Source organism: Chitinophaga sp. 22308 (assembly GCF_052045305.1).
In the GTDB taxonomy this organism is placed as follows: Bacteria; Bacteroidota; Bacteroidia; order Chitinophagales; family Chitinophagaceae; genus Chitinophaga; species Chitinophaga varians_A.
This window is the reverse complement of the sequence record NZ_JBQEOP010000008.1, coordinates 1-24161: the sequence shown is the minus strand read 5'-3', so window position 1 is coordinate 24161 and position 24161 is coordinate 1. Positions and strand designations below refer to the sequence as shown.

The following is a 24161-nucleotide window of genomic DNA, read 5'->3' as shown; positions in this document are numbered from 1 at the left end:
GGACGGGTCAATAAGTAACCGCTCCAAAAAGTGGCCTCTAATTCGTAATTTGTAATTCGTAATTCGTAATTAACTATGCAATTTGTATTCCGCGTATTCTTTTTGTTGTTATTGGCGGGTGGGGTGGCAGTTGGCGCCACGCCTGCAAAGCCGGTTGTTACCGGCGCAGAACAAACCAGCCTGTATGTGCCTTACCTGAAAGGCAAAAGGGTTGGGATGGTAGTGAATCCTACAGCCGTTATTGGAGGGCATTTGCTGGTAGACAGCCTGTTGAGGCTGGGGGTGAAGATCACCCGTATTTTTGGCCCGGAGCATGGCTTCCGGGGCAATGCCAGCAATGGCGCCCATGTGGCCGATGAAGTTGATTCCGCTACCGGTATCCCGGTCATTTCCCTGTATGGCGCCCGCAAGATGCCACCGCCGCAGGACATGGCGGCTATCGATGTAATGATCTTCGATATACAGGACGTAGGTTGCCGGTTTTACACCAACATCAATACGTTGCGTGATATCATGGATGCCTGTGCAGCAGCGGGGAAGGAGCTGATCATACTGGACCGTCCCAATCCCAACGATTATGTGGACGGCCCTGTTTTGGATATGAAGCTGAAGTCCGGTATCGGCCAGTTTCCTATTCCCATTACGCACGGGCTGACGGTGGGTGAATTTGCGCAGATGGTGAATGGTGAGGGATGGCTGAAAGATAAACAGCGCTGCAAACTGAAGATCATCCGGCTAAAAAATTACAGGCACGGTATGGACTATACGTTGCCTGTAAGTCCTTCTCCCAACCTGAACACACAACAATCGATCTTGTTGTATCCGTCCCTTTGTTTGTTTGAAGGAACGATTATCAGCCAGGGCAGAGGCACTTATATGCCTTTTACTGTACTGGGAAGCCCGGCGCTGAAAGGGCAATATGAATTTTCCTTTACGCCGGAAAGCATTCCCGGTAAGTCTGAATCGCCTTTGCATATGGGGCAGGCCTGCTATGGGCTGGACCTGCGCAAGTTTGATACCGCGCCTTTGCGTAAGGCGGGCAGGATCAATCTCAGCTGGATGATTGAGCTGTATAAAGCTTATCCTGATAAGGCCAGGTTCTTTGACCAGTCTTACAGTAAACAGATGGGCAGCATCGATAAGCTGGCCGGCACCACTGCTTTCCGTCAGCAGATCATCGATGGTAAAAGCGAAGCGGACATCCGCCGCAGCTGGGAGCCGGGGCTCAGCAACTATAAAAAGATGCGTCTCCGTTATTTGTTGTATCCCTGATTTTTGATCCTGGATTTCAGGTACTGATATATTACGGCCTCGTCCTCGGGTGAATCGGGCTTGTATAACTGCATAAAGCGTTTGTAGTATTTCATCGCTGTATTGTCGTTATGCAGCCCGGTTTCGTATATGCGGCCCATGCTGTATTGCCGTAGGGGCTTGTGTGACAGGTACCAGGATGTGTCCAGGCTGGCCAGCGCAGGTTTGAATTGCCGCAGGCTTTCGTAGTTGGTGGCCATGCTGTTATAGTAACCTTCCAGGCTGGATGATTTGGCCATGTCTATACAACGCAACAGCAGGTCATTGCTTTCCTTGTACTGCCGCAACGCGGTATTAGCCAGTGCCGCGTAGTAGGTGATGTTTTCCGAGGCTGCGTTGCGGTCCAGCAGATACCCATAAATATCAATACAGGCCTGGTATTTCTTTAGGTTATAGTTGGCGGCCATTACGTAGATGAAGGTATTGGGCCCTACTGCGTTTAGCCGTTGCAGTTGTTCCCCGATACTGATGGTACGTTTGTAATCTTTTACCATATAGGTTGTTTTCGCGGCTGTCATCAGCACGGCAGGCACCGTGGAGTCTTTTGCCAGGAATGCGCGGGTGATGGAGTCCGCGCGGGGGTAAACTTTCCGGTCCATCCATTCTTCTGCGGTACGGGACACTACACGGGCATCCAGCGGATTGAGCTGGTAGGCCTGTTGCAGCCATACAAACCCGGAGTCCGGCTGTTGCGCGATGAAAGCGGCGAAACTGAGCTGTTTCCAGGCTGCGGCGCTGGCGGGCCTCAGCTGCACGATGCGCTGGTAAATCGTTACTGCGTCCGGGTAACGTTCCTGCTGCGAACGGATGGAGGCCAGGTACTGCAAAGCCGGTATCAGCGTGCTGTCCAGCGCCAGCACCTTTTCATAGGTGTCTGCGGCGTCAGTCAGTTTCCCTCCCTGATAATAGGTATAGCCCAACAGCGCCATTTCCTTCGGCTCCTGTGTGTTTACCCTGGGGTGCAGATAGGTGACGGCTTCTTCATATTGCTGGTCCTGCAGGTATTCCATGACCCTGTTCCTGTCTATGCCCTGTGCCTGGACGACACCCGACAAACATAACAATCCCATGGCTCCGATAAAGTTTCGCATAGTGAAAGTATTTACATAAAACTAAGAATTTAGTTTTAAAACTAAAAATATAGTTTTGTTAATTTCGGGCAAAACGGAAGCAGTTTATGGTAACAATATCACCGCTCAGTGGGCTAACGGCCATGGACATACTACAGCTGGGCCATAACGGCTACACCTCTACGCAGGCCTGGATGCCGGTACAACAGCCGGACCAGCAGGACACGGTCTTCGCCTTCCGCCTGGAAACGCTGGCATCGCCCAAACAAAAGACCTGGCATACCAGTGACGAAGAGCTGGCAGAGTTGAATGAAACCATAGAGCAGGGGCATTCTTTGGGCGCCTACGAGCAGGGCCGGTTAAGAGGGTTTATCATCGGGGAGAAGCGGGACTGGAACAACACGTTATATATTGCACAACTGACAGTGGCGGCTGCTGAGAGACGGAAAGGCATAGGTGAGCAACTGATGGCTGCACTGATAACGCATGCAAAACAATTGAAGGTGCGTTTACTGGAGCTGGAAACGCAGAACACCAACGTGCCTGCGGTAAGTTTTTATAAGAAGCAGGGTTTCCGCGTCTCGGGTGTTCATCTGAAACTGTATGACCCGGTATGGTGCCCGGGAGAAGTGGCTTTTTATATGACATATGACTTGTAATGTCTCCGGCCCGGGGAAGCCCGTTTCTCCGGGCCGAAGACATTGATGCCCGGTTATCGTTGTTCGAGCACCTTTTTTAAGTTGCCAAGGTCCCTGAGCACCGCTGCTTTATCATTCGCCAGCATTTGATCGGTCATGCCCGGCTGCCTGAACAGCGTGAACAGCACTTCACTGTCTGGCCCGTTGTCTAACACGCGCATAGGCACATATACCTCCTGACCGTTGCCGGGATAGACATAGTGGTCTGCGATGCGGAACGGATTAGGCGCCGTGAACTTAGCAGTAGCGTTTTGGCCATTGGCCATTATAAAACGCCAGGTGCCGGGCGTATCTGTTTCTTTCAGCCGGGAGCCGAAGCCTTCAGCCCAGGAGGCGAAGTTGGCGGGTGCTGACAGGAACGCATACACGTCGTCTGCCGGACGAAGCACAGTGATGCTTAATGTTTGTGCAGGTAATGCCATGGTTGTCGGTTTTTCGGTTTGTGCCTTTGTCTGAAAGGAAAGCAGCAACAGGATGCCCAAAGCCATATGCCATCTCTTTTTCATGATCTTTTGATACAAAGGTAACAGCCGCGAAGGCCTCCGGCTTTGGAAAAAAGCGACAAAATACAATGGGTCATAATCCTGCCAGACGGACCAGGAACGTTATTCAGTTGTCCGGCGCTGCGTACTGCACAATATCGATACCTATGCCATTAGGATCGATAATAGCAAAATGATGATCTCCCCAGGGTTCCTGCCGCAGGTCTATCTCAATAGGAACACCTTTGGCCTGTATGGCCGCGTAGCTGCTTTTTACATCTTCCACTTCTATTGTAAAATACACGCCCTTGCCCTGAAAGGCAGACTGGAAAAGCGGTTGCTGGCTTGCATGCCCTGGCAGCAGGAAGCTGATTTCGGCTTCATGGCCCGGGGTATGCAACAGCAGATAAAAATCATTTTCAAACGTTACCCCGAAACCGAGCACTCCGGTATAGAAGTCTTTGCTTTCCTTTATTCTACTGGTGATCACACCGGCATTCATTTTCATAATGTGCTTCTTTTTGATGATGACACAAAGGTGAAAGAATTTACCGGGACGGTATTGTAAAAAACGGACAAACTCAGCGTAGCGCCACAGTGGGAGACAGGCCGTACATGGTTTTGAACTCTTTGATAAAATGTGCCTGATCGTAGTAGCCGGCATCATAAAACATTTTGTCTGCCCGCAGGCTGTCGGCCGTAGGTATGGCGTGCAACAGCTGCTGAAAGCGTACCACCTTACTGAAAGTTTTAGGTGATTCCCCGATATAAAAATCAAATAGTCGCCGGAGGTGCCGCGGGCTAACGCCGCTATGCAGCTCCGTTTCCAGCCGGATATTGCCACCGGTGCGTAAAATAAGGTCCATGGCCTCAAGCAGCCTGCTGTCCGCATCTGCTGAAAGACCAGCCAGTATTTTTTCAAAATAATGGTTGAGTACCGGTTGCAGCGCTTGCAGATTGTCAAGACCGGCCGTCTGTTGCGCCAGTTCTGCGGCCAACGCCGGTACCACGTCACGGAGGTGTTCAAAACGGTTGGTCAGCGCCGCCGCATTCACGCCAAAAAGCAGGGGGAACGCTGCCGGCATAAAACGGACGCCGATATAGTTGAAAGGGATGTCCAGTGGAAATTCGGTATAGGTGGTGGAGAAGCCCATCACATAGATGTCCTGTGGCTGCCGGGTATGGAAGAAAAGATCTATGCAGCCGTCGGCCACCACGCGGTACACAAAAGGGTGTAACAGTGAGGGCTGCGAAGCCAGCTGCCAGTAACAACAGATATACGGGGCCAGCGGAAGCGATGGCAGGCGCTCCTGGTAGGAGGCGTTGTCACGCTCCGGGTGGATGGCCGGTTGCAGCGGCCGGTATACTGGGCTATTTGGATACTTTTTTATTTGGTTATTGTATTTACGGATTTTGAAATCTTTTGATTTTTGAATTTATCAAACGAAGGTCCGGCTATTTGATTTAATATGTAAGATAAATGTTGATCTTCGCACTTTAAGTTCGAAATCAAAAAATTTCGAAATCCGTAAATCAAAATATAACTACATGTTTGGGGTATTTGTTGATTACCTCCATAGCAAGGGAACGTTTACAGCAGCAGACATTGCAGCGATACGGTCGCGCGCCATGGTACGGCAGTTGCGCCGTCGCCAGCTGTTGTTGCGGCAGGGTGAGTCATGGAAACATTATGCGTTCGTATGTGAAGGCTGCCTGAAGTCATACTTTGTGGACGACAAGGGAGTGGAGCGTATCATGCGTTTTTCTCCGGAGCACTGGTGGGCGGGCGACCGGCAAAGTATTACCAGTGGTCAGCCTTCGGTGCTCAATATCGAAGCGTTGGAGGACAGCACCCTGGTGATGTTTACCCTGGATGATTTTAACTATTTACTGGAGGCCTTGCCGGAGATGAAGAAAATGGCGGAGACATTACTGAACCGTAGCCTGATGGCCGCCACCAACCGCATACAAGCCGCTATCAGCCTGAGCGGCGAAGAACGCTACCAGCAGTTTGCACAACTATATCCCGGGTTGATAAAACGTGTGCCCCAACATATGATTGCCTCCTATCTGGGCATTACGCCCGAAACGTTGAGCCGTATCCGTGCCTCGCTGGCCCGCCGGAAGTCTTGATGTTTGTCATGTTTTTTTCTTATCATTTGTCATTGGTGACCGCCTGCCTGTGCCGCTAATTTTGTGGCATCATTTAAATCAATGTTTATGAAAACGATGAAGATAGGCGTTATCGGCGCTGGCGGCATTGGCCGTGCTTTTGCTACAGCCGCCGCAGCAGCAGGCTATGAGGTGATGATCAGTAACAGCCGCGGACCAGAGACGTTAGCAGCATTTGCGGCCGGTATACCAGGTGTAACGGCCACCGACCGGCTTACTGCGGCCACTGCTGATATCATCCTGTTGTCTGTGCAATGGCAGTTCCTTGAAGCGGCTACGGCCGGCCTGCCGGACCTCTCCGGCAAAATAGTGCTGGATGCCCTCAATCCGGTGATCATTCCTGAATTTATTATTCCCGACCTTGGCGGTAAAACGTCCAGCGAGCTGGTAGCCGCCAAAGTGCCCGGTGCCGCGGTGGTGAAAATTTTTAATACCCTGCCGCCTGCATTGGTACAGGCGCCACAATCCGCACAGGGAGGAAAGCGGGTGGTGTTTTTTTCCGGAGATGACCAGGCTGCCAAGGAACGTGTGGGCCAGTTAGTGGACCGCATCGGTTTCGCCGGCGTAGACCTGGGCGGACTGGTGCAGGGTGGCGTGATGCAGCATTTCCCCGGAGGCCCGCTGGCGGGGTTGCACCTGGTGCAGGTGCCGGAGCAGGCATAGTTGGCAAACGGGCCGTCTGCCAAAAGAAGGCGGCCCTTCGACAGCTAAAAAAGACGATCGGTGATCAGGGCAGCCTGGCCACCAGTTTTTCCGGCATAAGCCGTAACACCTGGTAGATCATCTTCCATTTAAATCCCGGCACAATGGTAAAGCGTTTCCCTGCGTTGACCACCGAACCGGCAATGAAAGCCGGTTCCAGCATCAATGATTCCGGTAAAGACAGTCCTGCCGTCATTTTACTGCGGATATAACCTGCCACGATCACGTTAACGCTTACACGCCTGGTGAACAGGTGTTGCCTTAGCCCTGCGAGGTATTGTGTAAAGGCTGCTTTGGTGCTGCCATAGATGAAATTGCTTTTCCTGCCGCGAACGCCGGAGAGGGAAGAGAGGCCTACGATCCTTTCCAGGCCTGTGTTGGTATTGTCCGTAGCGATGATGTTCAGTATAGACACCGCTCCGCAATAATGCACCTGCATCATATTGAAACTGCCTTCCCAATCGTGCATGGCAACGGTGTTGTCTTTCAGGTAACCGGCGGCGTACAGTACAATGTTGGGTTTGGCGGGCAGACTGTCGTAGAAGGCACGGTGACTGCTGAAGTCGGTCGCATCAAAATAGCGGACCGTTACCAGGTGGCCCGGAAGATGTTCCTGCTGCACAAATGACGCAAGAGCTGCCGTGCTGCGCGACGCAGCCACTACGTGATAACCCCGGCTGACGTACATTTTGAGCGCTTCCTTTGCCACATCGGAATTGGCGCCCAGTATAAGGACTTGTTTCATATGTAATAAAGATGACAGGATTTTTCGCAGGAGGGTTAAAACGAACACAAAGTTCCTGTTTTTTGACGGTAAGTCAAAACGCCTGCGAAAAATCCTGTCATCCTTTCAATGTCGCTTAGCGCTCATAGAAGGGCGCCGGCTCCAATCCCAGGGAACGGTAATAAACGTATATCTGTCCGCGGTGGTGTATTTCATTATCGATAAAATACAGTACCAGGTTGATCACCACGCCTTCGTACATGCCGAATGCTTTATCGGTTTCGAGGAAACGTTCTTCGGTGATCATCGGCCAATATTCATTGATCAACCGGGTATTTTCGTCCCACATATCGAGGATTTCCTGTTTGGTGGCAGGTTGATTTTTTTTAGCGATAGTATTCCAGTTGCGGGTGGCCGCGCCGGTCACGCCCATGCCGGAAACGTTGATCTGTTCCATGGCCAATGCTGCCACAGAGCGCATGCCGCCGATGGAGTAGTCAAAAAAGCGGTCTTCCGGAAAACCTTCCAGCAGGCGGCGGGTAAGGCGGCGGTGTCCCTGGTAGTGGTCCAGCAGATCGGCGCTGGAAATGGCTGTCAATGGTTTCGCGATGATAGTGTTTTCCATATGTCTGTTTTCTTTAGATGTTTATAATGTTGATGGTCCAAAGATAACAGGGGGGAGTGACAACCTTATGTCAGCAGGGTTGAAAAAAAGTTTATTCCGGGAAAGAAAGAACGGTCCGGCCGGTGTTACGGCGGTTTGCCATGTCGCTGTGGGCGCGGGCTGCGTCGGTAAACGGATAGCTGTTGATCTGCGCCTGCAACTGGCCGGTAGCGATCAGGTTCACCAGGTAATCGCTCCATTCCTGTCGCTGGGCAGGCGGAATATTATATACTGTTGACCCGACAATGCGGGCGGATTTCATGATGAGTTCCTGCGGATTAATGGAGGTGGGTTGCCCGGAGCTGTTGCCATAAACGATCAGTGTGCCGTTAACGGCCAGGACCGATAGCAGTTGAGCCGGCGTATTGCCGCCTGTCGCGTCCAGGATGAGATCTACGCCCTGCGGGCCGGCGATGTCTGTCAGTTGCCGGAGCCAGTCCGTATCACGGTAATTGATGGCATGGGTGGCGCCGAGGGAGCGGACATATGCCTGTTTGGCTTCGCTGCCGGTAAGTGCGATAATCTGTGGCACTCCTTTGATCTTTGCCAGTTGTACGGCCTGGGAGCCTACGCCACCGGCGGCGGCAGTGATCACCACAGAGCGGTATCCGCTGGTTTGTTCCAGCAGGTGCTGCGCTGTCAGGGAATGGGTGAGCAGTCCGGCAGCCGGCGCTATCCGGTCTGGCAGCAGGGTGAGGCCGGCCGCGGGGATAGCGGCATAGGCAGCGTATCCGGCAGGAGCGTAGCCTGTTACCCGTTGACCAGGTCGCAGGTGCTGTACTTCGGTGCCAGTTTGGGCAATGATGCCGCTGACTTCCCCGGGCAATACGGCCGGGAACTGCGGGATAAAAGGGTATATGCCCTGGCGGACGAGGAGGTCGGCATAATTTACGCCCACGGCCTGTACTTTCACGATCACTTCATGCGGAGCGGGAGCAGGCATGGGCTGTTCAGTCACTTCCAGCACTTCTGGCGTGCCGTAAGCGTTAAGGGTAACTGCTTTCATGTGATTTTGTTTAGATGATACAAAGATGGTGCATCGTGCCTGATGCCACACCATGTGTTTCATCCATGAAAGGGACTTGTTTTTTCGTCAGATTTTCTTTAGCGCCGTCCTTTTATGGTCCGGAGATCTGTTTTAGCGTGTTATCGGAGGCGTAGCCGCCAGGTGGCCTGAGTTTTGCCGCGCTGGCGCATTTTCTCCAGCATGGCCGGGTCGGTGTTTTTCAGCAGATGATTAAAAGTGGTGAGCCGGCTGTAGTCTGTCCGGGCTTCTTTATCTATCTCAAAGCCTTCTTCATGGAAAAAAGCGGCGGCGGCGTCAAAATTATCAAACATATTGTCGTTGATGCGATGTTGGGCAAAAAAGCTGGTGAGCTGATCTTCCGTACCGGAAGCCTGGTCAGACTCGTAGTTGCGTTTTATATAGACGTCTGCCGTTATCCAGTATCCGCCGCGTGCTTCCAGTGTTTTACGTATCAGGCTGCAAAGCAGGCTTTTTTCCTGTTGATCGAGGTACATGAGCAGGCCTTCGTTCACAATAGCGAGGGGGCCATCCGCGAAGCGGCTGGTGACGGCCATGAACTGCTGCTCATCGAGCGCGTTCAGCGGGAGGGTGTCCAGTTGGCCTTTGGCTGGCGGGAGGTGCAGCAGCAGATCGTGGAGGAACCGTTGTTTGGTAACGATCAGATCGGGCAGGTCGGTATCGATATAATGTATGAGTTGTTGCTGTACCGCGGCCAGTCCCCGGAAAGAGAAGCCGGAAGACAGTTCAAGGATATTTTGGTGCGCTATTCCCTGTAGCAGCTGATCGATGCTGTGGTAGCGGTTTTCAAAATGCACCACCCGTCCCCAGTACCACGGTTCTTTTTTATCATAATCAGGGACATAGGGCTCCGGTGCCAGCATCAGTTGTGCTGCTTCGCGGGCAAAAGGGATATCTGTCAACCCTTTCATCAGCAGTAATGCTTTGGCGGAGGGGCTGATGGTGCTGTAATCACGTGGTTGTTTTTCCATGGTCTGTCGGGTAAGCATTGAATTTACATCTTTTCAGTAGTCATGCTGATGCACCAGTTTGTCCCGAAAGCTATTAAATTTGTTTTGTATAAGCATGATCTCCCCATGAAAAAAATCAATGTATATGGTCTGGCCCTGGTAGCGCTATCGCTGGCGCAGGCGGTACAGGCACAAAATAAGATCGTCGTGTTCCAGTCTGATTTCGGGTTAAAAGACGGCGCCGTTTCCGCCATGAAAGGCGTGGCCAACGGCGTATCCACCGATCTCAAACTATACGACCTGACCCATGAGATACCGGCGTACAACATATGGGAAGCCGCTTTTCGCCTGGAACAGACCGTGCCCTACTGGCCGGAAGGGACGGTTTTTGTGTCTGTCGTAGACCCCGGCGTAGGCACCAGCCGCAAGTCGGTCGTCCTGAAAACACGCAAGGGCCATTTTATCGTCACCCCCGATAACGGTACCCTGACGCTGGTGGCAGCATCTGAGGGTGTTTCCGAGCTGCGGGAGATCAACGAAGCGGTCAACCGCAGGAAAGGCTCCGGTAAGTCATACACCTTCCATGGCCGCGATGTATACGCCTATACCGCCGCCCGGCTGGCATCCGGCACTATCACCTTTGAGCAGGTTGGCCCGGTATTGCCCGCCAGCGTGGTGACGCTGCCGTTTCAAAAGGCCGTCCGCGAAGGACAGGTAGTAAAAGGCAATATCCCCATCCTGGATATCCAATACGGCAACGTGTGGACGAACATCGACGCCGCTTTGCTGGAAGAGTTGCGGCCGAAATACGGGGATATGATGGAAGTCACGTTTTACCACCATCAGCAGGCCGTGACCACCCTGCAGGCGCCTTATAGCGAGACTTTCGGCGCGGTGCCGGAAGGCAAGCCGCTCGCATACCTCAACAGCCTGATGCAGCTGTCTTTTGCGCTGAATATGGGCAACCTCGCAGCGGCATACCATATCGGCAGCGGCAGCGACTGGAGCGTAGCCGTGAAACTGCTTCCTAAACGGAATTAAATCCTTTTAAGTAATTTGCGTCCCATTATGGATATCAGTATCAACAAATACATCAGTGAGACCGGCTTCTGCAGCCGGCGGGAGGCTGATAAATATATAGAACAGGGCCGCGTTACCATCAATGATAACATCGCGTCCAAAGGCAACCGTGTGAAGGCCGGCGATGTGGTGGAAGTTGACGGAGAGCCGCTGAAGAAGAAAAAAACGACCGTATACATCGCGCTGAATAAACCGAAAGGCATCACCTGCACCACCGACCTGAAAGATAAAACCAATATCATCGACTTTATGAACTTCCCGTCGAGGATATTCCCTATCGGCCGGCTGGACAAGCTCTCCGAAGGATTGATCTTCCTGACGAACGACGGTGATATCGTGAATAAAATCCTTCGCGCCGGTAATCAGCATGAAAAAGAATACATCGTGTCCGTTGATAAGCCCGTCACCATGGAGTTTATCAAAGCCATGCGCAACGGCGTGAAGATACTGGGCACCGTTACGCAGAAGTGTTTCGTGCAGCAAGAGGGAACGGACAGGTTCCGTATTATCCTCACCCAGGGCCTTAACCGCCAAATCCGCCGCATGTGCGAAGTGCTGGGGTATAAGGTAGTCACCCTGAAACGGACGCGTATCATGAATATGACGCTGAAAGATCTGGCGCCCGGCAAATGGCGTTATTTCACCAAGGAAGAAATCACCAGTATCAATGCCATGGTGGCTTCCAGCAGTAAAACTGCCCCCGGTGACAACAGCGGCGGAATGGACGAATAGCGTGTATACTATCGCGTTAGTTGAAATTTTTTTTTGCTGAAAATTTGGAAGTGAAGAATTAATTCCTATTTTTGCACCCGCTTTACAGCAAAAGATTCCGTAGCTCAGTTGGTAGAGCAATACACTTTTAATGTATGGGCCCTGGGTTCGAGTCCCAGCGGGATCACAAACAACTTAGAAACCTCGCGCTAGTCGCGGGGTTTTGCTTTTTTAGTTGAGGGTTTAGTCGAGTCCCTTTTGTATAACCCCCGATTTCTTTTCTGTATTTTATACAGGTTAATCAGCTTTTACTAAGATACAAAATATACGTATTGAGGTTTACACACTCAATCACTGTTATGGGATTAGGTAAAGAAATAGGGAAAACAATTTTTGCTGTTGGAACCACAATGATCACTGGACGGTTCCAACGCTCTTTTGGGTCTATTGGCAAGTCTATCAAAGTACGAATTTTCGTTTCGTGTTGACATGTTTTATTTGGATTAACTTATCTATATAATAATTGCTGCCTTTTACTTAAAATTTTCGGTGTCAATAATCAACTAAAATTGATTTTTAATCATCACTATAATTGCCTATTTCGTTTATTAAATCCAAAACATTAGTAGGCTGCAATACCCATCTAAAGGCTGGATGTACTTCCCAATCGTAACCGAAATCCACAAATTTTGATGACAAATATCTATTTTCTTCAAAATATTTTCTATTGATCTCTTGCATACCGTCATCAGAGAATACAATTTTCCTTGCAGTAATGAAATTTATCTTATATAAAAATTGTGCTAATTCCGTATTGATTGCAGGCTTACCGTTTGCAAAAGTAAATGTGCCATGTTGTATTATATTACTCAGTTTTGATCTCAGTTCATTTGTGTTGTATATGAACCATTTTCCTTGTTTTACTTGTTGACCGCTTGGCTTCATTTCAAATAATAGTCGCTCTATGGCAGGCAGTTCAGACTTATACTCATTTATAGTGTCCTGCATACGACCTTGCGAATACTCTTCAAAAATTGATTTAAAGTGAATAGTGCTAATAAGCGAGTCCTTTTTATTATATGCGTCTCTTGCTGCTAACGTGCATAGTTTAACTAAATCTCTGGGCCTTTGTCTAATAAGAGACATTAGCATTCTGTATGTTGGAATATTCTCCCACCTACCAGAACTATTAAAACGCGGATCAAAGATTGGATTAAGATAGTGAGCTAGGTGTTTTGATTTAGTCCGTTTTAATATGTCAAGATTAACATTACGATTGAAAAAAGATTCAATCCTCTTAATAAGAAGAATTAATATTTCTTGATTTGTCCATTTATGCCATATTACAGAACTTTCGATTTTATCCGTTGATTCGTCTGAGGTTCGAACTAGGTAATAAACATCTGAGCGGAGTGATATTTTGAAATTTATTCCCGGTGTCTCACTACTCATATCACGAACAGCAATTAAAAGAGCAGATATTCTATTTATGTCTTCTTTTCTGCTTTGCCATCCACGATCTAAGTCATCAATGTATATAACGATCTTAGAGTGACGTAAAAATTTTTCAACAATTTTCCTTTGGGTAGGAAGTATGTCCAAGTTTTCTGCAATTTTCTTTTTGAATGTTTCAGTCAAAAAAGACAATAATTTGCCAGTTAAATTTAGGGTGGAACTCATGAGTTCTGTTTCATCCATCATTCCAAGAGATTCCAGAGCCTTGGTCGCTATGATTTTATTTAGCCCTATTTTCCAGTCTCTTATAGTTTGTAAAGGATCTTGAGTGGTTTTCCCTAAATCTGCAATATCGTCAGGCTTAATTAAAATGGCCAGTCGCGACTTTTGTAGGTCTTCATTTAATGCAATTTTGAAGATTGCAGATTTCCCAATTCCTTTATGCCCGACAACAATTCTCAAAGGTAAGTCGGCGACTACCTTTTCGTGCGTGTCTCCTTTTAAGTAATATGACTGAAGCCTGTCGAATGTTTCATCTTCTGCAGCCTCATTTCCAAAAATTTGCTGTACAATCTCGTCTGTAAAACTGATTGGTTGAGTTTGGGTGTATTGCATGTTATTTAATTCAGGGCGAATAATATGAGCGAATTGATAATATGCTTACGGAACTATTAAGATATATAAATATATGCTATTGTGACCATAAAGTTAACTTTCCTGAAAAAATTCTGTTTGATCACAGATTCTTCTAATAATAGAAGAATCTGAAACTCCTTGTCTTTCTTCTATTTGGATTCTTTATGTATTATTTATTTTCGTTATGTTTATTTTATTTCAATGTATTTTGTATATTCATAGGAAAGGTTGTGCTATGAAAAAGACTTTGCGGCGTTTGGTGTCCTTTGCCATTTTTGATCTTCCCCTTAATTCAGGCTATAATCAGCTGCTATTGCGCCATTACCCACAATAGCTATGGCCTGGGTTTGTTGGCGCTTTTAATAAACTTCTTGTTTATTGCCTGTTCGCCTTTTCAATTGATATTACGATACAGCGCTAAAGCATAAGGGAGGAAAGATGGTGTGACAGGATTTATGTTTAACACTTAAATGTTTATCGATGCTTAACGAAAACGAGATCGTCGACTTGCTGGCTGGTTATTTAGTGAACCTAAGGTATGTTATCAAGAGTAATGCCTTACAGAAGGGAAAGGGATAGATCTAGTGGCAGAGCTAGATAACGAAGAGCTTTATATTGGAGTCAAGGGCGCGACCAGTGTCAGAGGAGGAAGTGCTCGGTTTGAAAAAGGCTTTTCTTCGGACCAAGCAAAAAAGCACATTGCCGTGACGGTAATCCCCTGCTTGAAACAAATGAATTTACTGTACAATAGCAGCCGATGGGTTAGGTACGCCATTGCTCTACCGGATAACCAAGATCACGTAAAGAAAATTGAGCAAGTTGCTCATCTTTTGAAATCCCTCGGTATAGCCGTCTACTTTGTTTCTGAAAGCCTGGTAAGACAGCAGCATATATTCTTTGAACCCAATTTCTATGAAAAGACTAATTAACCAACTAAACAAGGCTTATAACGAATATAGTGACTCAGATGTATGCCGGCTTGGGAAGCTTAACGATATGGTACTGGCAAGATTGGTAAAAGATATACGGCAAACGCCCAGTGAGGATAATTTTATCATATTTACCAGCTGTATTAATTATTTCTATAGTACAAGATTACAAGCTGCCGTAAATCAAGACCGGAGAACACTCAATACCTGGGGTAAAGTGATTATTCGCATTGCCAAAGTCTTGGAAGCGGCATGGGATGACGAGGAAATTTGTTTAAAAAAAGAAAAACAAGGCGGTAAAGTAGATACCAAGAAGGTGGAGCACCTCCGCGAGTTATTACATGATAAAATAGATCGGGGGACTTATTCTTTTACCACAAAGGTATTTCATCAGCTTAATTCCCAATATCCCATTTTAGACGGCCGGGTGAATCAATTTATGGAGCAGATAATCCTTAAGAGAAAGGGGCACTTCCATAAGCGGGAAACTCCCTTTAGTACGTTTTATAGTGAGTATATCCAGATGATGGAAAGGTTACAATGGCCGGTAAACCAGGTAAACGAATTAGATAACGCCATCTGGTTCTATTATAGCAAGCATATGGCGAAGTGAGAGGAAAATTCATATCATGCTGAATTCCATATGAAAACTGAACAAAGTGGATGGTACTGGTGGTTAATATCTCTGCCTATTAATGTTTATATTGTCGGGAGTAGAAAATCAGCAAAATCCCAATGACCCGTCATGCAGAATAAATTACATGAAGTCATCGCCGAAACTACCAAAGCTGCTCCGGTAGCCTTATCTGCTAGCGACATTGCGGCGCGTATTGCTAGGAATGGATCTTGGCAGCGACCAGGCGACGGAGATGGAACTGACTATACTTACCTAAAGAGAAGGCCTTTTTTGCCTAACGTCAGATTTAAAGTGACCGATAAGGAGCTGTTTGCTCAACCTGTATTAATGAATAGTGACTGCTTTGCGGGCAGCTATAGGAGATCCCTTGCCATGAAGATTATCCCAGAGTTACGAGAATTGCTGGAAGTTGCTGGTGGTCCTGTAGCGTTCCAATTTAATTATCTACCCCCTATGGATGGAGGAGAGGTTACAAGGGGGAGACTTCTGCAATAGTGACCAGCGTAGAGGGGTGCATAATGATATGGAAGTGGCGTTGTAGAGTATTTGCTACAAAAGGGATTCACAAGAATAACATTGGCTGCGATAATGTAAGCTTTGGGAAGGCTGGTAGATGTTGTGGTGAAAAAAGAGAGGAATCGCTATGATATATACGAGATTAAGACACGGGCTGACCTTAGAACAGCGCTCCGGAAAGTGATTGGCTAGCTAGTCGATTATGCTTTCTGGGAGAGGGAGATCCACATTGATCATTTGTATGTGGTACTGCCTTTCATTGCACTGTCTAGCTCTCTACAGGAGTACATACTACGGGTTGGTAAGGCGGTTAGTATTCCCTTGGAGATAAAGCTATATGATAAGGATCGGGGATTATTTATACCGCTAAAATAATAAATTGTGAGCAGGTACCTGATTTGGTTACTCAAGCTAATACTGATTGTTTTATGTGGCATTTGTTTACTTCGAATGCCTTATCAGTACTATGTTTTGTTTAGGTACGTCTCCTTTATCCTTTTCCTATTGTTTTGTCTAGACGCTTTTGCTAGACGACATACTAATTTAGGGATTGTCTGGGCAGTTTCGGCGCTGCTCATTAATCCATGGATAAAGCCAGTACTGGGGAGAGCGTTATGGCACTTTGTCGATGTCGTCTGGATCGTGATTATATTAGGATCGCTGTTAGCCGATCTTCGGAACATTAATAGGGGAAACTAGAAATAACTATAGCATGCATATATCAGATCTTGAAGAAAAAGCGGCTGAAGACAGGTGTCCAACATCTTATTGTGATACATCTTTCCTGATGGAACTGGAAGATTCAGAGGCAGAATATTTGTCGTCGCTTCATGATAATTCTAGTAGTCGATTAACAGAAACAGATATTGTCCGAAAATATTGCAATAATAGTCGTGGTAAAACCCGACAGCTTTTGAAGATTGCCCAGAAGGCATTTGAACTAGATTACATGGGACTATGCTATAGCACCCTATGTACCATGGAGTACGTTGAAGTAAAAACTAGGGAAGGCCTGCTAGGTGCTCTGTCTGAGGCTACCAGTGCAAGGCGGGCGCAGCGGACTAACTCAAAAGAGCTTGGAAGAATGGCCAGGGGAATTTATAGTGATTTCATGGAAGATCCAGACGAAAGCCTGGATTCGGTATTGTGGAATCTTGGAATGAGATTGTTTGGAGTATTGCCTGAATGTTGTGGTGGCGATCAACTATGGATAGAGGGGTGTAAACTAGTTGATATTGTAAATTTTTCACTAACAGACCGAGATAAAATTGGAAAAATCCTATTACTCTCGAAATATCAGATTGGAATGGCAGATATTATGCATTTATTAGTGGCAGAACATTTCGGATGTACCTATTTTTTAACTTTCGACCAGGATTTTAATCGGGCTAAAGAAGAGATATGGAAACTTTTAGGATTAAAAATAATGTCCAATCCGGATGAGATAGTGGCCACACTTCTAAAGTTCTATTAATGTTTTGGTAAGTCTGCGTGGCGACTATCGAACCTTGCTTTTCTTTGCACTGGTCATCAGACGAGATACTAAAAGTTACATAATTATCTATTGATAGAATTTACTCTCGAACAACTAAATTTAATGAGAATGGATAATATGAAATAGACGGCTAAGTTCTATTTTAATTTTTTATCTAGAAACGAGATAAGCTATTACAACGATTGTTTGATACCAGAAAATATTAAAATAAAACGGCAGTTTTTAGTCAAGCGTTTGGTTGAGTTCCTTTTATAACCTCGATTTCTTTCCCGTACTTTATAGAGGTTAATCAGCTTTTACCAAGAAACAAAATGTCCATTATAACGCGGCAGCTTAAAAATAGCTAACGTAATCAGTGCTTTGGAAAACGTAGTACCATCACCCCCAGTGATAGTAGCAGCAGGAATATGTTAAAAGCCATGGCAGCGTATTCGCTGCGTTTGTAGTGTATGGGAGCAGCCATCATCATGATCACTGCAAAACCCAAGGCGGAAAAAGAAGTCAGCAATGGCAGTATACCAATGGCCACGGGGACGATGACACCAATCGCGCCCAATATTTCCGTAATACCAATAAGTCGGATAACCGGATAGGATAAGCTGGCCACCCCCGTTTGACCTATCTGCACCAGTTTGTCTCTTTTTTGGGTGGATTTCATAATGCCGGAATAGCCGAAAACGGCTGCCAGTAAGCCTTGTGCGATCCATAAAAGCGTGTTCATAACCTTTTAGTTTTATACCACAAAGTTTGGTACTTCACAGCTTTTTTCTCTTGACATTTATCAAATAGTATAATCCGCACGGATACGGCTCAATGTCTCTGGTGTAATGCCCAGGTAGGAAGCCACCATCCCTAGTGGCACCCGCTGTACAATGGAGGGTGTTTGTTCCATCAGTTTCCGGTAGCGCTCCCGGGCGGTGGCAAAGTGGAGATCGTCAAAACGTTGTTGCATTTGTACCAGCCCGTAGCTTACCAACAATCGTCCGAAACGCTCTATTTCATGGTTTTCATCATATAATCTTTGCAGATCATCATGACCAATGGTCCATAATACCGTTGGTTCCAGCAGTTCTATACTGCGTATGTCCGGCAAACCGGTAATAAAACTGACGATAGATGTGGCAAAGGTTTTTTCTACACTGATCCAGTCGGTTACATCCTTTCCATCTTTTGTGTAGTAGGTCCTGGTAAGCCCTTTTTCTATAAAATACACATGCCGGCATACCGATCCAGCTTCCAGCAGATGGTGGCCCTTGGGAAAAGAAGCCTTTTTAAGAATGCCTGCCATCGACAGTTTGCTGTCGGCGGAAAGCGTGATGAACGTTTTAATCACATCAAAAAAATCATTCAGGTGCGGATCGTAAATCGGAGCTTGCATAGTAGTAAAATTAAACCATAAGTTTATATAGACACGTCAGAAACGGAAGGAAGAAAACATCCGCTAAATTATCGCATCAAACGGAATCGTTTAACCGATTTATTTATCTTTAGTTATGGAATTTACTATACGAAACCTGTATCAGGAAGATTTTGAACAATGGCTTGCCTTGTGGGAAGGCTATAATGAATTTTATGGGCGAGGGGGAGATAAAATGCTGGACCCGCTGATTTCCCGGACTACATGGACCCGTTTTTTTGATGTTTATGAGCCGGTCCATGCCCTGGTTGCGGAGACTAATGGAAGGCTTATAGGGCTTTCGCACTTCCTTTATCATCGCAGTACTATAACTGTAGAACCAAGCTGCTATCTGCAGGATTTATTTGTATCGCAGGAATGCCGGGGGAGTGGCGTTGCCCGAAAACTCATTGAAGCGGTGTATAACGTTGCTAAGGAAAACGGGTGTTCCAGGGTCTATTGGCAAACACAGGAAACAAACCATACGGCGAGGCGGTTGTATGATAAATTGGCCGAACAGTCGGGCTTTATAGTGTATCGTAAGCTGTTATGACACAGCACGGGCTACTATGAGACTCAGCGGCGATGCATCTGCGACGCCGGGAAAAATGTTCCCTTGCAGAGCCGTTTATACTTTTGAGTTTGTTCTTTTTATTATTCGTAAAACATTCTCAGCCCAATTTCGAACATCCTGGCAGTAGGAGGTGGCATCCTCCGTTCTTATACTCAGTATATCTGTTTCCCAGTCAAATCGGTCCAAATTTCTTTGCTGCCTGTTTTCAATGCCGCCGGCGGAGCTTTGATTCGTTTTAATCAACTGTTTCGGAGATACTTCTTCATAAAGAAAACCTTCCAGTAATTTGACTGCTTCGGGAAAATATGCAGGACTATAACCATCTGCCTGCAACATATAGGTGATGACAAGCAAATGATGCACTTCAAAATAGGCTGGAATGGAAAATTCAATTGTGAGGCAATCATAAAACTTTTGTTTCCACAATTCTTCTATGGTGATCTTTCTTTCCATTTTAAGTACAATAACGCATTAAAAATAGCATAAATATTTTTTTATATGTAAATTCATCCCCGAATACTAGCAACACGAGAGACAACCACGATCCTATGCCTACAAAAACACACCTGCTGCTCATCACGCTGGCAGCCGCCACCTTCGTTTCCTGCAAAGCTACTACCGAGCTGGTTTACCTTAACGTATTGAAGCCTGCGCCCGTAACCATACCGGCTTATGTGAAATCTGCCGGTGTAGTGAACAGGACCACCATTAACCCGCAAAACAAAGCAATAGATGTCGTGGACAGGATATTTAGCCTGGAAGGAGCACAGCTGGACAAAGAAGGGGCACAGAGCAGCGTAGGCGGACTGGCAGACGAACTACGGAAGAACAACCGTTTCAATGAGGTAAAAGCGCTGGGTGAGCTGGACTTGACCACCAATGCACCAGGACTTTTTTCTGCACCGCTTTCCTGGGAAACCGTAGATAAAATATGCCGGGAATATCAGGTGGACGCCCTTTTTTCCCTGGAGCTGTTTGATACCGACTCGAAGATCAGCTATGCGGCAATTCCGGTTTCTTTGAAAACCCCACTGGGTAATGTGCCTGGTATAGAGCACCGGGCCAGCATGCTGACAAGCGTAAAAACGGGCTGGCGCATCTATGATCCCGCCGGCAGGAATATTGTGGATGAATTCGCTCTTAACAGGGAACTTACATTCTCCGGCAGAGGCATTAACCCCGTGGCAGCTGCGGGGGCGCTGATCAACCGTAAAGAGGCGGTAAAAACAGTGGGCATACAGGCGGGACAAAATTATGGCATGCGAATTATCCCTTATCGGACAAGGGTGACCCGGGATTACTATGTGAAAGGCTCTGATAATTTCAGGATAGCCCGGCGTAAAGCACAAACCGGCAACTGGGACGGCGCAGCGGTGCTGTGGAAAAAAGAAACTACAAACCCTGACCGCACGGTAGCCGGCAGGGCATGCTATAATATGGCTATCATCTGTGAGATCAACGGGGAACTGGACCTGGCGATTAAATGGTCGCAGAAGGCTTACGAGGAATATAATAACCGGCTTGCGCTGAACTATATCCGGTTACTGAAGAACCGGCAGGCCGGCAATGAAGTGCTGAAGCAGCAGGAGGGGGAGTAGCATTGCGGTAGTTCGTTTGTTTTGCAATCCGTGGCGCTGAATTTTATTGTGGAACTTTTTCTCACTGATGTTACATTGCGTTTTGAATAATTTATTTTGCAGGGAATTTAGAGATTATGCACCAGCTCCGGTGCCGCTGGAGATGAAGGGAAACTAAATCTAATTTAAATATGCTTTACCGCAGTCTTATGAAAGAGATACCCGTTTCTAAAATGATACAGCACTTTTCTCACGCTCGTACCTACTGCATTCGATGCTGCCGGATTAGAAAATTGGTTGCAGCTTTTTAATACATGGATGTGCCGCCATTGGTCAGCAGCAGACTTGAATGGGACCCATTTAAATGACACGATACGAAGGTTACTTGTTATACGCTGATACTAACTGTCAGGGAGCCCGGCAACTATGCTATTCAGTCGGCTGGCTGAAATAGTTGCAGTCGCTTATGAAAACTGCTGCGAGAGGTGTATCCATTCAGGAAATGGATGGCGCATGCCATGAAAACGGCGACTGTGCTTGTCAGCAGCACAGCTCCGCGCATAAAAACCATATCTTATATCTGATAAAAACTAAATCGCCTATTTGAAGAAATAACTCTATTTGTTTACCGTCACCAACTCAAAATAGCCATTCTGATACTGCGGAAAATATGCCGCATGCGTTACTATTTCCTATCTGTCACAAGTTACAATCACTTTTTTACAGCCATTTCGATCGTAAAAAGAAAGCCATGACAAGAGTATTATGCCCATTACATCCATCTCAGTATGATGTATATAAAGATCAGCTGATTAATACAGAAAGCACTTATTATAACATTGGTGGTTACACGAAAATAACGGGACACCTTGATGTTGAAAAATTCACTGCCGTTGTGTGTTCCCTGCCTGAAGTATTTGACGCGTTCCGTATGCGTTTTGATCCCTCACAGGAGGCTTCCGGTGTATGTTTTGACGATGACTTCCGTAAGGCGGACCTGGCCATGCTGGATTTTAGCGATGAAGGGAGTGGCACCGCGCTGAAATGGATGGAGGCACGTACAAATGCGCCTTTCAGTATTAGCCAAAATAGCCTGCTGTTTGAACAATATCTCCTCAAAATATCAGAGGATGAATACTGGTACTACTTTAAATACCATCATCTTATCACGGATGGTTTCGGTATCTCCGCTGCAAATCAGTATATCAGCAGCCAGTACAAAGCATTGATGGCGGGCAGGAAGATATCGTTTGATTATCCTTCCTACAGAGAAGAGGCCATCAGGGCAGATAGCTACTATCACAGCGATGCCTATCAAAAAGATGCTGCATACTGGAAAAACAAAATAACAGCCGTTCCCCGAAAATTATTCCAACCACGATACCAGCTGCAAACAACAGCTGGCAATAAAAGCGGTACTGTGATAACAGACCCCGATGCCGGTATGATAACGGCATTGGATTCACTGCTCGCAGAAACCGGCTGCAGTCTGCAACAGATCAGCATTGCGGCCTTAATGGTTTATTTCGCCCGTACAGCCGGCGCTTTAGAATTGCTTGTTGGAACACCATTGCATAAACGCAGAAACAAACAACTGCGGAGCATCATAGGGATGTTTGCCAGCATATTACCTTATAAAAGTGAATACAAACCAGACCTTACTGTCCTGGAAATGATCCGGGAGATCGCTGTTTCCCAGCGGGAAGACTACCGCCACCAGCAATATCTTATAGGAGACCTGAGCCGCCATTTTAAAATCAACGCGGCAGACGATCATCTGCTGGAAGTGGTGGTTAACTATGCGGCGCTGAACCTGGAGCTTGACCTGGGCGATAATGTACAGGCATCAACCTATGACATACCAACCGGTTATGGCAGATACCCGCTGGAGCTTTGGTGGCGGGACTATGGCAAGCAACAGCCATTGCAACTCAGAATAGATTTTAATACGCAATATTTTACCGCGGAAGATATACAGCTGCTGATAAAACGTTTGTTTTTCATCCTGCAGCAATTCAATGACCATCTGGACTGCAAGGTAGGCGATATAAACGTTGTGCCGGAAGCGGAACATCGACTACTGGATGGTTTTAACGGGACCGCCGTACCGTATGAAGATGTTACCCTGGTAGATCTGATAGCTGCACAGGCATTGCGGACGCCTGATGCGCCCGCCGTGCTGTTTGAAGAAGAAGTGCTGACATACCGGGAATTGGATAAGCGTACCAATCAGTTGGCGCATTACCTGCGCACCAAAGGCGTAGGGCCGGACGTGCTGGTGCCCGTTTGCCTGGAACGCTCTCCGGATATGATCATCAGCATAGTAGGCATCCTGAAGGCCGGCGGTGCCTATGTACCGGTAGACCCTGACTATCCTGCAGAGCGCATCCGGTTTATGATAACCGACACAGGAGCAAACCTGTTGCTAACAGATAGCCGGCAGGAAGCGGCGCTCAGGGAAATGGACATATCACCGGAGATATTGTTGCTGGATGAATCCGGGGACCTGCTGGACAGTTTCCCGACAACTGCAATGGATGCCGGTCTTCAGCGCCATCACCTGGCCTATGTGATATATACTTCCGGTTCCACCGGCAAGCCCAAGGGAGTGATGAATGAGCACGGAGGCATAGTAAACAGATTGCTATGGAAACAGTCTTACTTTGGTTTGAAGGAAGGGGAAGGGGTGCTGCAGAAAACCACCTTCAGTTTTGACGTATCTGTATGGGAACTGTTATGGCCGCTGATCACCGGCGCCCGTCTGGTGTTTGCGCGCCCGCAGGGACAAAAAGACGCCGATTACCTGAAAGAAGCAATCCGGCGTTATGATATCAGCACTGTCCATTTTGTGCCATCCATGTTGCAGGTCTTCCTGGACAGCGTAGGCGATGCAGAAACGTTACCGCTCACCCGGATCATATGCAGTGGCGAGGCCCTGAAGCCGCAGCAGGTGCACGATGTGCAGTTACGTATACCCGGTGCGGAGTTATATAACCTTTACGGCCCAACGGAGGCCGCGATAGACGTTACCTGCTGGCATGCCCCGCGTCATGTTGAGAATAATATTATACCGATAGGTCAACCGGTATCGAACACACAGATACACATCCTGAATGAGCGCGGAGAGCTGCTGCCGGTGGGCGTTGCGGGTGAACTGCATATAGGTGGCGTCCAGGTGGCGCGCGGTTACCTGAACCGCCCTGAACTGACGGCGGAAAGGTTTATAACAGATCCCTTTAACGGGTCAGGTGGCCGGCTGTACAGAACGGGCGATCTGGCGCGCTGGCTTCCTGATGGCAACATCGAATACCTGGGCCGTATAGACGACCAGGTGAAG

At 47.4% G+C, this 24161-nt stretch carries 26 protein-coding genes and 1 tRNA gene; 15 read left to right on the top strand and 12 right to left on the bottom strand.

The window, feature by feature from the left end:
* The first annotated feature begins 75 nt into the window (after nt 1-75).
* The gene (locus ACTJJS_RS28575; RefSeq protein WP_343746025.1) at nt 76-1272 is read left to right on the top strand and encodes an exo-beta-N-acetylmuramidase NamZ family protein; all 1197 of its coding nucleotides are present in this window, start codon (nt 76-78) and stop codon (nt 1270-1272) included.
* Here the strand turns inward: ACTJJS_RS28575 and ACTJJS_RS28570 are convergent.
* Entirely contained in the window at nt 1254-2402 is a 1149-nt protein-coding gene (locus ACTJJS_RS28570) for a tetratricopeptide repeat protein (protein ID WP_440666941.1), read from the bottom strand. The genes ACTJJS_RS28575 and ACTJJS_RS28570 overlap by 19 nt on opposite strands.
* Before the next feature lie 86 nt (nt 2403-2488).
* Between ACTJJS_RS28570 and ACTJJS_RS28565 the strand changes: the two genes are divergently transcribed.
* Nucleotides 2489-3040, top strand: coding sequence for a GNAT family N-acetyltransferase (locus ACTJJS_RS28565; RefSeq protein WP_440666939.1), 552 nt, complete (start codon nt 2489-2491; stop codon nt 3038-3040).
* 53 nt (nt 3041-3093) lie between these two features.
* Here the strand turns inward: ACTJJS_RS28565 and ACTJJS_RS28560 are convergent, their stop codons facing one another.
* The 3 genes from ACTJJS_RS28560 to ACTJJS_RS28550 all read right to left on the bottom strand — a co-directional run bounded on the left by ACTJJS_RS28560 (nt 3094) and on the right by ACTJJS_RS28550 (nt 4865).
* A complete protein-coding gene (locus tag ACTJJS_RS28560; RefSeq protein ID WP_440666938.1) occupies nt 3094-3585 on the bottom strand; it encodes a hypothetical protein in 492 nt (163 codons plus the stop codon).
* A gap of 103 nt (nt 3586-3688) precedes the next feature.
* Entirely contained in the window at nt 3689-4069 is a 381-nt protein-coding gene (locus ACTJJS_RS28555; RefSeq protein ID WP_440666936.1) for a VOC family protein, read from the bottom strand.
* A gap of 73 nt (nt 4070-4142) precedes the next feature.
* Complete coding sequence (locus tag ACTJJS_RS28550) at nt 4143-4865, bottom strand: AraC family transcriptional regulator (RefSeq protein WP_440667443.1); 723 nt, start codon at nt 4863-4865, stop codon at nt 4143-4145.
* Between the two features lie 244 nt (nt 4866-5109).
* Here ACTJJS_RS28550 and ACTJJS_RS28545 point away from each other — a divergent pair, with 244 nt between their 5' ends.
* On the top strand, nt 5110-5694 hold the full coding sequence (locus ACTJJS_RS28545) for a Crp/Fnr family transcriptional regulator (RefSeq protein ID WP_440666934.1): 585 nt from the start codon (nt 5110-5112) through the stop codon (nt 5692-5694).
* Nucleotides 5695-5781: 87 nt separating this feature from the next.
* Entirely contained in the window at nt 5782-6396 is a 615-nt protein-coding gene (locus tag ACTJJS_RS28540; RefSeq protein ID WP_440666932.1) for an NADPH-dependent F420 reductase, read from the top strand.
* 64 nt (nt 6397-6460) lie between these two features.
* On the opposite strand, the gene ACTJJS_RS28535 is transcribed toward ACTJJS_RS28540, so the two are convergent.
* From ACTJJS_RS28535 to ACTJJS_RS28520, 4 genes are all read right to left on the bottom strand, one after another.
* Nucleotides 6461-7180: an SDR family NAD(P)-dependent oxidoreductase gene (locus ACTJJS_RS28535; RefSeq protein WP_440666930.1), complete on the bottom strand. Its 720-nt coding sequence runs from the start codon at nt 7178-7180 to the stop codon at nt 6461-6463.
* Between the two features lie 115 nt (nt 7181-7295).
* Entirely contained in the window at nt 7296-7784 is a 489-nt protein-coding gene (locus ACTJJS_RS28530) for a DinB family protein (protein WP_168873803.1), read from the bottom strand.
* A gap of 91 nt (nt 7785-7875) precedes the next feature.
* A complete protein-coding gene (locus tag ACTJJS_RS28525) occupies nt 7876-8829 on the bottom strand; it encodes a quinone oxidoreductase family protein (RefSeq protein ID WP_440666928.1) in 954 nt (317 codons plus the stop codon).
* A gap of 140 nt (nt 8830-8969) precedes the next feature.
* Nucleotides 8970-9839 carry a hypothetical protein gene (locus tag ACTJJS_RS28520; protein WP_440666926.1) on the bottom strand — a complete coding sequence of 290 codons (870 nt, stop codon included), beginning with the start codon at nt 9837-9839 and terminating at the stop codon, nt 8970-8972.
* 105 nt (nt 9840-9944) lie between these two features.
* Here ACTJJS_RS28520 and ACTJJS_RS28515 point away from each other — a divergent pair, with 105 nt between their 5' ends.
* The 3 genes from ACTJJS_RS28515 (at nt 9945) to ACTJJS_RS28505 (ending at nt 11796) form a co-directional block, all read left to right on the top strand.
* Nucleotides 9945-10859, top strand: a complete 915-nt coding sequence (locus tag ACTJJS_RS28515; protein ID WP_440666924.1) for an SAM hydrolase/SAM-dependent halogenase family protein — start codon at nt 9945-9947, stop codon at nt 10857-10859.
* Nucleotides 10860-10886: 27 nt separating this feature from the next.
* Nucleotides 10887-11630 (top strand): 23S rRNA pseudouridine(2604) synthase RluF, encoded by a 744-nt coding sequence (rluF, locus tag ACTJJS_RS28510; protein ID WP_440666922.1) that lies wholly within the window; start codon nt 10887-10889, stop codon nt 11628-11630.
* Nucleotides 11631-11723: 93 nt separating this feature from the next.
* Nucleotides 11724-11796, top strand: a tRNA-Lys gene (locus ACTJJS_RS28505).
* A gap of 389 nt (nt 11797-12185) precedes the next feature.
* Here ACTJJS_RS28505 and ACTJJS_RS28500 read toward each other — a convergent pair.
* Entirely contained in the window at nt 12186-13679 is a 1494-nt protein-coding gene (locus ACTJJS_RS28500; RefSeq protein ID WP_440666920.1) for a P-loop ATPase, Sll1717 family, read from the bottom strand.
* 605 nt (nt 13680-14284) lie between these two features.
* Between ACTJJS_RS28500 and ACTJJS_RS28495 the strand changes: the two genes are divergently transcribed.
* The 5 genes from ACTJJS_RS28495 to ACTJJS_RS28475 all read left to right on the top strand — a co-directional run bounded on the left by ACTJJS_RS28495 (nt 14285) and on the right by ACTJJS_RS28475 (nt 17256).
* Complete coding sequence (locus tag ACTJJS_RS28495; protein ID WP_440666919.1) at nt 14285-14629, top strand: hypothetical protein; 345 nt, start codon at nt 14285-14287, stop codon at nt 14627-14629.
* Nucleotides 14613-15242 (top strand): hypothetical protein, encoded by a 630-nt coding sequence (locus ACTJJS_RS28490; RefSeq protein ID WP_440666917.1) that lies wholly within the window; start codon nt 14613-14615, stop codon nt 15240-15242. Before ACTJJS_RS28495 ends, ACTJJS_RS28490 begins: the two co-directional genes overlap by 17 nt.
* Before the next feature lie 132 nt (nt 15243-15374).
* Nucleotides 15375-15761, top strand: a complete 387-nt coding sequence (locus ACTJJS_RS28485; protein WP_440666915.1) for a hypothetical protein — start codon at nt 15375-15377, stop codon at nt 15759-15761.
* Between the two features lie 402 nt (nt 15762-16163).
* Nucleotides 16164-16481 carry a DUF6804 family protein gene (locus ACTJJS_RS28480; RefSeq protein WP_440666914.1) on the top strand — a complete coding sequence of 106 codons (318 nt, stop codon included), beginning with the start codon at nt 16164-16166 and terminating at the stop codon, nt 16479-16481.
* 13 nt (nt 16482-16494) lie between these two features.
* Nucleotides 16495-17256, top strand: coding sequence for a PIN domain-containing protein (locus ACTJJS_RS28475; protein WP_440666912.1), 762 nt, complete (start codon nt 16495-16497; stop codon nt 17254-17256).
* A gap of 373 nt (nt 17257-17629) precedes the next feature.
* On the opposite strand, the gene ACTJJS_RS28470 is transcribed toward ACTJJS_RS28475, so the two are convergent.
* Entirely contained in the window at nt 17630-17998 is a 369-nt protein-coding gene (locus ACTJJS_RS28470) for a DoxX family protein (protein WP_440666910.1), read from the bottom strand.
* A 60-nt stretch (nt 17999-18058) separates the two neighbouring features.
* A complete protein-coding gene (locus tag ACTJJS_RS28465) occupies nt 18059-18655 on the bottom strand; it encodes a Crp/Fnr family transcriptional regulator (RefSeq protein WP_440666908.1) in 597 nt (198 codons plus the stop codon).
* A 115-nt stretch (nt 18656-18770) separates the two neighbouring features.
* Here ACTJJS_RS28465 and ACTJJS_RS28460 point away from each other — a divergent pair, with 115 nt between their 5' ends.
* On the top strand, nt 18771-19226 hold the full coding sequence (locus ACTJJS_RS28460; RefSeq protein WP_440666907.1) for an N-acetyltransferase family protein: 456 nt from the start codon (nt 18771-18773) through the stop codon (nt 19224-19226).
* Nucleotides 19227-19301: 75 nt separating this feature from the next.
* Here the strand turns inward: ACTJJS_RS28460 and ACTJJS_RS28455 are convergent, their stop codons facing one another.
* On the bottom strand, nt 19302-19700 hold the full coding sequence (locus ACTJJS_RS28455; protein ID WP_440666905.1) for a DUF5946 family protein: 399 nt from the start codon (nt 19698-19700) through the stop codon (nt 19302-19304).
* Nucleotides 19701-19795: 95 nt separating this feature from the next.
* Here ACTJJS_RS28455 and ACTJJS_RS28450 point away from each other — a divergent pair, with 95 nt between their 5' ends.
* Nucleotides 19796-20845 carry a DUF6340 family protein gene (locus ACTJJS_RS28450; RefSeq protein ID WP_440666903.1) on the top strand — a complete coding sequence of 350 codons (1050 nt, stop codon included), beginning with the start codon at nt 19796-19798 and terminating at the stop codon, nt 20843-20845.
* Nucleotides 20846-21575: 730 nt separating this feature from the next.
* Nucleotides 21576-24161: non-ribosomal peptide synthetase (locus ACTJJS_RS28445; protein ID WP_440666901.1), on the top strand; the 2586-nt coding region annotated here is incomplete at its 3' end.

What these genes read in the sequence shown, in the direction of transcription:
- ACTJJS_RS28575 (WP_343746025.1), top strand. Translation starts at nt 76, where the DNA reads ATGCAATTTGTATTCCGCGTATTCTTTTTGTTGTTATTGGCGGGTGGG.
- ACTJJS_RS28570 (WP_440666941.1), bottom strand. Translation starts at nt 2,402, where the DNA reads ATGCGAAACTTTATCGGAGCCATGGGATTGTTATGTTTGTCGGGTGTC.
- ACTJJS_RS28565 (WP_440666939.1), top strand. Translation starts at nt 2,489, where the DNA reads ATGGTAACAATATCACCGCTCAGTGGGCTAACGGCCATGGACATACTA.
- ACTJJS_RS28560 (WP_440666938.1), bottom strand. Translation starts at nt 3,585, where the DNA reads ATGAAAAAGAGATGGCATATGGCTTTGGGCATCCTGTTGCTGCTTTCC.
- ACTJJS_RS28555 (WP_440666936.1), bottom strand. Translation starts at nt 4,069, where the DNA reads ATGAAAATGAATGCCGGTGTGATCACCAGTAGAATAAAGGAAAGCAAA.
- ACTJJS_RS28545 (WP_440666934.1), top strand. Translation starts at nt 5,110, where the DNA reads ATGTTTGGGGTATTTGTTGATTACCTCCATAGCAAGGGAACGTTTACA.
- ACTJJS_RS28540 (WP_440666932.1), top strand. Translation starts at nt 5,782, where the DNA reads ATGAAAACGATGAAGATAGGCGTTATCGGCGCTGGCGGCATTGGCCGT.
- ACTJJS_RS28535 (WP_440666930.1), bottom strand. Translation starts at nt 7,180, where the DNA reads ATGAAACAAGTCCTTATACTGGGCGCCAATTCCGATGTGGCAAAGGAA.
- ACTJJS_RS28530 (WP_168873803.1), bottom strand. Translation starts at nt 7,784, where the DNA reads ATGGAAAACACTATCATCGCGAAACCATTGACAGCCATTTCCAGCGCC.
- ACTJJS_RS28525 (WP_440666928.1), bottom strand. Translation starts at nt 8,829, where the DNA reads ATGAAAGCAGTTACCCTTAACGCTTACGGCACGCCAGAAGTGCTGGAA.
- ACTJJS_RS28520 (WP_440666926.1), bottom strand. Translation starts at nt 9,839, where the DNA reads ATGGAAAAACAACCACGTGATTACAGCACCATCAGCCCCTCCGCCAAA.
- ACTJJS_RS28515 (WP_440666924.1), top strand. Translation starts at nt 9,945, where the DNA reads ATGAAAAAAATCAATGTATATGGTCTGGCCCTGGTAGCGCTATCGCTG.
- rluF (WP_440666922.1), top strand. Translation starts at nt 10,887, where the DNA reads ATGGATATCAGTATCAACAAATACATCAGTGAGACCGGCTTCTGCAGC.
- ACTJJS_RS28500 (WP_440666920.1), bottom strand. Translation starts at nt 13,679, where the DNA reads ATGCAATACACCCAAACTCAACCAATCAGTTTTACAGACGAGATTGTA.
- ACTJJS_RS28490 (WP_440666917.1), top strand. Translation starts at nt 14,613, where the DNA reads ATGAAAAGACTAATTAACCAACTAAACAAGGCTTATAACGAATATAGT.
- ACTJJS_RS28485 (WP_440666915.1), top strand. Translation starts at nt 15,375, where the DNA reads ATGCAGAATAAATTACATGAAGTCATCGCCGAAACTACCAAAGCTGCT.
- ACTJJS_RS28475 (WP_440666912.1), top strand. Translation starts at nt 16,495, where the DNA reads ATGCATATATCAGATCTTGAAGAAAAAGCGGCTGAAGACAGGTGTCCA.
- ACTJJS_RS28470 (WP_440666910.1), bottom strand. Translation starts at nt 17,998, where the DNA reads ATGAACACGCTTTTATGGATCGCACAAGGCTTACTGGCAGCCGTTTTC.
- ACTJJS_RS28465 (WP_440666908.1), bottom strand. Translation starts at nt 18,655, where the DNA reads ATGCAAGCTCCGATTTACGATCCGCACCTGAATGATTTTTTTGATGTG.
- ACTJJS_RS28460 (WP_440666907.1), top strand. Translation starts at nt 18,771, where the DNA reads ATGGAATTTACTATACGAAACCTGTATCAGGAAGATTTTGAACAATGG.
- ACTJJS_RS28455 (WP_440666905.1), bottom strand. Translation starts at nt 19,700, where the DNA reads ATGGAAAGAAAGATCACCATAGAAGAATTGTGGAAACAAAAGTTTTAT.
- ACTJJS_RS28450 (WP_440666903.1), top strand. Translation starts at nt 19,796, where the DNA reads ATGCCTACAAAAACACACCTGCTGCTCATCACGCTGGCAGCCGCCACC.